Source organism: Nakamurella sp., assembly GCF_048594475.1.
In the GTDB taxonomy this organism is placed as follows: domain Bacteria; phylum Actinomycetota; class Actinomycetes; order Mycobacteriales; family Nakamurellaceae; genus Nakamurella.
The window spans coordinates 1-5,002 of sequence record NZ_JBMDXT010000050.1 but is presented as its reverse complement, the minus strand read 5'-3'; the positions used below and the strand labels follow the sequence as shown (position 1 = coordinate 5,002).

The window sequence follows — 5,002 nt, the reverse complement described above, 5'->3', positions numbered from 1 at the left end:
CCGGCGGCGACCACGGTGCCGGCCGGCACCGTGGCGGTGACCGGCTCGTAGGTGGTGCGCAGGCCGCCCTCGTGCTCGACCGACACCACACCCCGGTCGACCACGGTGCCGGCGAACACCACCCGGCCCGGGCCGGCGGCGGTCACCACCGTGCCCACCGGGGCGGCCAGGTCGACCCCGCGGTGCCCGGCCGCGTACCGGTCCGGCGGCGGATCGAACGGCACGAGCACGACCGGCGGCGGGGGGACCGGCAGGACGAATCCGGTCGCCGGGCCGGCCCGCCCCGGCGCGGCGGGTGCGGCCGTCGCCGGGCCGGCCGAGACGGCCGCGCCGATCGGCAGCGTGATCAGGGTCGTCAGCATCACCACGAGCAGCGCCGCGGGCCCGGGCGCGCGGGCCGGCCGGGTCGCGAATCGGGGCAGGTGACCGGACATGCCGCCGACGATGCCGCCGGACCGGGGCCGGCGGGAGCCGACGCCGGCCGATGTGGATGGAAATCGGACATGGGGACAACTCAGGCGTCTCCGCGGGAACGCTCCGCGGCGACGTTCCCGCGGGAACGCCCGCCCCGACGTTTCCGCGGCAACGCGGCCGCCGGTCGCGGCGGCCCGGCGCGGTGGATGCCACGGATGACCGGCCGATCGAGTACCCTGGTCGGGCAGCTCGCCACCGGTGGGCTGACTTCGCACGCCTTGCTGCCAACGGGACGCACCATCATCCCACCGGCCCGCGACGCACCGAGGTCCCCGATGCCGCCCCCGTGGTCCGCCACGAGGCCGGGACCGGGGCGGTGCGCCCGGAGGGCGTCAGGGCCACGGGTCACCCGACCCATGGCGACAACCGAACCCTGCGTTCGCGTGCCCGGACGGATCCGGCGCGCAGCGCTGCACCAGGAAGGACGGCCATGGCTGTCGTCACGATGCGCCAGATGCTGGATGCCGGCGTCCACTTCGGACACCAGACCCGGCGCTGGAACCCAAAGATGAAGCGGTTCATCTTCACCGAGCGCAACGGCATCTACATCATCGACCTGCAGCAGACCCTGCAGTACGTCGACCGCGCGTTCGAGTTCGTCAAGGAGACCGTCGCCCACGGCGGCACCATCCTGTTCGTCGGCACCAAGCGGCAGGCCCAGGAGGCCATCGCGGAGCAGGCGACCCGGGTCAACATGCCCTACGTGAACCAGCGCTGGCTGGGCGGCATGCTCACCAACTTCTCCACCGTGCACAAGCGTCTGCAGCGCCTGAAGGATCTCGAGGCGATGGAGACCTCCGGCGAGTTCGACGGCCGCACCAAGAAGGAGGTCCTGCTGCTGACCCGCGAGAAGGAGAAGCTGGCCAAGACCCTGGGCGGCATCCGGGACATGGCCAAGGTCCCGTCCGCGGTGTGGATCGTCGACACCAAGAAGGAGCACATCGCCGTCGGCGAGGCCCGCAAGCTCAACATCCCGGTCGTCGCGGTGCTGGACACCAACTGCGACCCGGACGAGGTCGACTACCCGGTTCCGGGCAACGACGACGCCATCCGGTCCGCCGCGCTGCTGACCAAGGTCATCGCCGAGGCGGTCGCCGCCGGGCTGATCCAGCGCAGCGGTGGCGGCGCGGGCAACACCCAGGAGGAGCCGCTGGCGGAGTGGGAGCGCGAGCTGCTCGCCGCCCACGAGGCGGAGACCGCTGCGACCGCCGGTGCGGTCGAGGCGGCCCCGGCCGCCGACGCGGCCCCGGCCACGGAGGCGGCCCCGGTCGCCGAGGCGCCCGCCGCCGCCGAGGCCTGAGCCCGCGGACACCCCTCACCCACCCGAATTCACGACAGTAAGGAACACCGCCGACATGGCAATCAGCGCGGCCGACGTCAAGCGGCTCCGGGAGATCACCGGCGCCGGAATGATGGACTGCAAGCGGGCTCTGGAGGAGTCCGACGGTGACTTCGACAAGGCGGTCGAGTACCTGCGCATCAAGGGTGCGAAGGACATCGGCAAGCGGGCGGAGCGCACCACCGCCAACGGCCTGGTGGCCGCGGTGGGCGGGGCCCTGGTCGAGCTCGACTGCGAGACCGACTTCGTGGCCAAGAACGCCGAGTTCCAGGAGCTGGCCGAGCGGATCGTCAACGTCGCGGCCCAGCAGGAGGCCGGGGTGACCCCGGAGCAGGTGCTGGCCGCCGAGCTGGGCACCGGCACCGTCGCCGACGAGATCAACCTGCTGTCGGCGAAGATCGGCGAGAAGCTGGAACTGCGCCGGGTCGCCAAGTACGACGGCAACACCACCGTCTACCTGCACAAGCGCTCCGCCGACCTGCCGCCGGCCATCGGCGTGCTGGTCGCGTACGAGGGCGACGGTGAGGCCGCGGCCGAGGCCGCACGCGGCGCGGCGATGCAGATCGCCTCGCTCAAGGCCCGGTACACCACCCGGGACGCGGTTCCGGCCGACGTGGTCGAGAGCGAGCGGCGCATCGCCGAGGCGACCGCCCGCGAGGAGGGCAAGCCGGAGGCGGCTCTGCCCAAGATCACCGAGGGTCGGGTGAACGGCTTCTTCAAGGAGTTCGTGCTCACCGAGCAGCCCTCGGTGCTGGACTCGAAGAAGACCGTCGGCGCGCTGCTGACCGCGGCCGGGGTCACCGTGACCGCGTTCACCCGCTTCGAGGTCGGCACCGCCTGATGCCCGAGGTCCGCCCGCGCCGCCCGTTCCGTCGGGTCGTCCTGAAGCTGGGTGGCGAGATGTTCGGCGGCGGCGAGGTCGGGGTCGATCCCGACGTCGTCTCGACCGTCGCCGAGCAGATCGCCGAGGTCGCCGCCGACGGCGTGCAGGTCGCCGTCGTCATCGGCGGCGGCAACTTCTTCCGTGGCGCGCAGCTGCACGAACGCGGCATGGAGCGGGCCCGGGCGGACTACATGGGCATGCTCGGCACCGTCATGAACTGTCTCGCGCTGCAGGACTTCCTGGAGCGCGAGCACAACATCGACACCCGGGTGCAGACCGCGATCACCATGGGACAGGTCGCCGAGCCGTACATCCCGCGGCGGGCCGAGCGGCACCTGGAGAAGGGCCGCGTGGTCATCTTCGGGGCCGGCGTCGGCATGCCGTACTTCTCCACCGACACCACCGCCGCGCAGCGGGCGCTGGAGATCGGCGCCGAGGTGGTGCTGATGGCCAAGGCGGTGGACGGGGTCTACGACATGGACCCGCGCCGGTTCCCCGAGGCCACCATGTTCCACGAGATCACCCATCGCGAGGTCCTGGAGAAGGGGTTGCAGGTCGCCGACGCGACCGCGTTCAGCCTCTGCATGGACAACGACATGCCGATCATCGTGTTCAACCTGCTGACCGACGGCAACATCGGCAAGGCTGTGCGTGGGGCGACCATCGGCACCCTGGTGTACACACCTCCCCGCCTGGACAAGTAGCCGGAAGGGCACGATCAGATGATCGACGAAGAACTCTTCGACGCCGAGGAGAAGATGGAGAAGGCGGTGAGCGTGGCCAAGGAGGATCTGGCCACCCTGCGCACCGGCCGGGCCAACCCGAACATGTTCGGCCGCATCCAGGTCGACTACTACGGGGCCCCGACTCCGATCACCCAGATGGCGGCGATCAACATCCCCGAGGCGCGGATGGCCGTCATCAAGCCGTACGACGCCAGCCAGCTGCACGCGGTCGAGAAGGCGATCCGGGATTCCGACCTGGGCGTGAACCCGACCACCGACGGCATCGTCATCCGGGTCGTGTTCCCGCAGCTGACCGAGCAGCGCCGGCGCGAGCTGGGCAAGACCGCGCGGTCCAAGGGCGAGGACGCCAAGGTCTCGATCCGCAACATCCGCCGCAAGTGCACGCAGGCCCTGGACAAGCTGTCCAAGGACGGCGAGGTCGGCGAGGACGAGGTGACCCGCGCGGAGAAGGAACTCCAGCAGATCACCGACCGGTACACCCACCAGGTGGATGAGCTGGTCAAGCACAAGGAAGCCGAGCTGCTCGAGGTCTGATGGCCGCCCAGACTGCCGGCGGCCCGCCGGACGGGTCCGGCGACCCCGCTCCCGCGTCGCCGCCCGCCGGATCGCGCGCGGGTCGCAACCTGCCGATGGCGATCGGCGTCGGCGTCGGCCTGGGGGCCATCGCCCTGCTGTCGTTGCTGACGTACCGGGTGACCTTCCTGGTCGTGATCGCCGCCGCCATCGCCGTCTCGGTCTGGGAGCTGCAGGGCACCCTGCGCCGGGCCCGCGGCCTCACGCTGTCCTGGATCCCCGTCACGCTCGGCGCCGTCGCCACGATGGCGCTCGCCTGGCCGTACGGGGCGGCCGCCCTGGGCATCGGCGTCGCCGCGACCACCCTGCTGTGCATGGTGTGGCGGCTGCCCGGTGGCGCCGACGGCTACCTGGCCGACCTGTCCGCCTCGGTCTTCGTCACCGTCTACATCGGCCTGTTCGCCGGCTTCGCCACCCTGATGCTGGTGCCCGACGACGGCGCGCAGCGCATCCTGACCTTTCTGATCCTGGTCGTGGCCAACGACGTCGGCGGCTACACCGCCGGCGTCCTCGCCGGCAAGCACCCCATGGCCCCCACCATCTCCCCGAAGAAGTCCTGGGAGGGATTCGGCGGCTCGGTCGCCGGCTGCATGCTGGCCGGCGCGCTGTGCGTCTGGCTGCTGCTGGACGGCGTGTGGTGGCACGGCCTGATCATCGGGGTGGCCATCGCCGCCACCGCGACGATCGGCGACCTGACCGAGTCGCTGATCAAACGCGACCTCGGGGTCAAGGACATGGGCACGATCCTGCCCGGCCACGGCGGCCTGATGGACCGCATGGACTCGCTGCTGCCGTCGGCCGTCGTCACCTGGGCACTGCTGACCGTGCTGGTCTGACCGTGCTGGTCTGACAGTGAGGATGTAGGGGTGATCGCCGTCGGGCTTCGGCTTGACTCTTGCTCTGACTGACCGTGGTGTCTTGAACCGGATGTGTCGGCCGGGGTTCGGCGGCGATCTCGGCACCTGCCGGACGGGCGTCGTGACCTCA

Annotated in this window: 6 protein-coding genes; 5 read left to right on the top strand and 1 reads right to left on the bottom strand. The window is 71.2% G+C overall.

Features of this window, described 5'->3' with window-relative positions:
* Positions 1–434: peptidoglycan DD-metalloendopeptidase family protein (locus ACOJUF_RS02640; RefSeq protein WP_420120314.1), on the bottom strand; the 434-nt coding region annotated here is incomplete at its 3' end.
* A gap of 470 nt (positions 435–904) precedes the next feature.
* Here ACOJUF_RS02640 and rpsB point away from each other — a divergent pair.
* From rpsB to ACOJUF_RS02615, 5 genes are read left to right on the top strand one after another with little or no spacing between them, the layout of a single operon-like run.
* A complete protein-coding gene (gene rpsB / locus ACOJUF_RS02635; protein ID WP_420120313.1) occupies positions 905–1,774 on the top strand; it encodes a 30S ribosomal protein S2 in 870 nt (289 codons plus the stop codon).
* A gap of 55 nt (positions 1,775–1,829) precedes the next feature.
* Entirely contained in the window at positions 1,830–2,654 is an 825-nt protein-coding gene (tsf, locus tag ACOJUF_RS02630) for a translation elongation factor Ts (RefSeq protein WP_420120312.1), read from the top strand.
* Positions 2,654–3,400 (top strand): UMP kinase, encoded by a 747-nt coding sequence (pyrH, locus tag ACOJUF_RS02625; protein WP_420120311.1) that lies wholly within the window; start codon positions 2,654–2,656, stop codon positions 3,398–3,400. The genes tsf and pyrH overlap by 1 nt, the downstream gene beginning before the upstream one ends.
* Positions 3,401–3,418: 18 nt before the next feature.
* Positions 3,419–3,976 carry a ribosome recycling factor gene (gene frr / locus ACOJUF_RS02620; protein WP_420120310.1) on the top strand — a complete coding sequence of 186 codons (558 nt, stop codon included), beginning with the start codon at positions 3,419–3,421 and terminating at the stop codon, positions 3,974–3,976.
* A complete protein-coding gene (locus ACOJUF_RS02615) occupies positions 3,976–4,851 on the top strand; it encodes a phosphatidate cytidylyltransferase (RefSeq protein ID WP_420120309.1) in 876 nt (291 codons plus the stop codon). The genes frr and ACOJUF_RS02615 overlap by 1 nt, the downstream gene beginning before the upstream one ends.
* The last annotated feature ends 151 nt before the right edge of the window (positions 4,852–5,002 follow it).

Excerpts from the sequence above, each read along its gene's own strand:
- rpsB (WP_420120313.1), top strand. The coding sequence starts at position 905 with ATGGCTGTCGTCACGATGCGCCAGATGCTGGATGCCGGCGTCCACTTC.
- tsf (WP_420120312.1), top strand. The coding sequence starts at position 1,830 with ATGGCAATCAGCGCGGCCGACGTCAAGCGGCTCCGGGAGATCACCGGC.
- pyrH (WP_420120311.1), top strand. The coding sequence starts at position 2,654 with ATGCCCGAGGTCCGCCCGCGCCGCCCGTTCCGTCGGGTCGTCCTGAAG.
- frr (WP_420120310.1), top strand. The coding sequence starts at position 3,419 with ATGATCGACGAAGAACTCTTCGACGCCGAGGAGAAGATGGAGAAGGCG.
- ACOJUF_RS02615 (WP_420120309.1), top strand. The coding sequence starts at position 3,976 with ATGGCCGCCCAGACTGCCGGCGGCCCGCCGGACGGGTCCGGCGACCCC.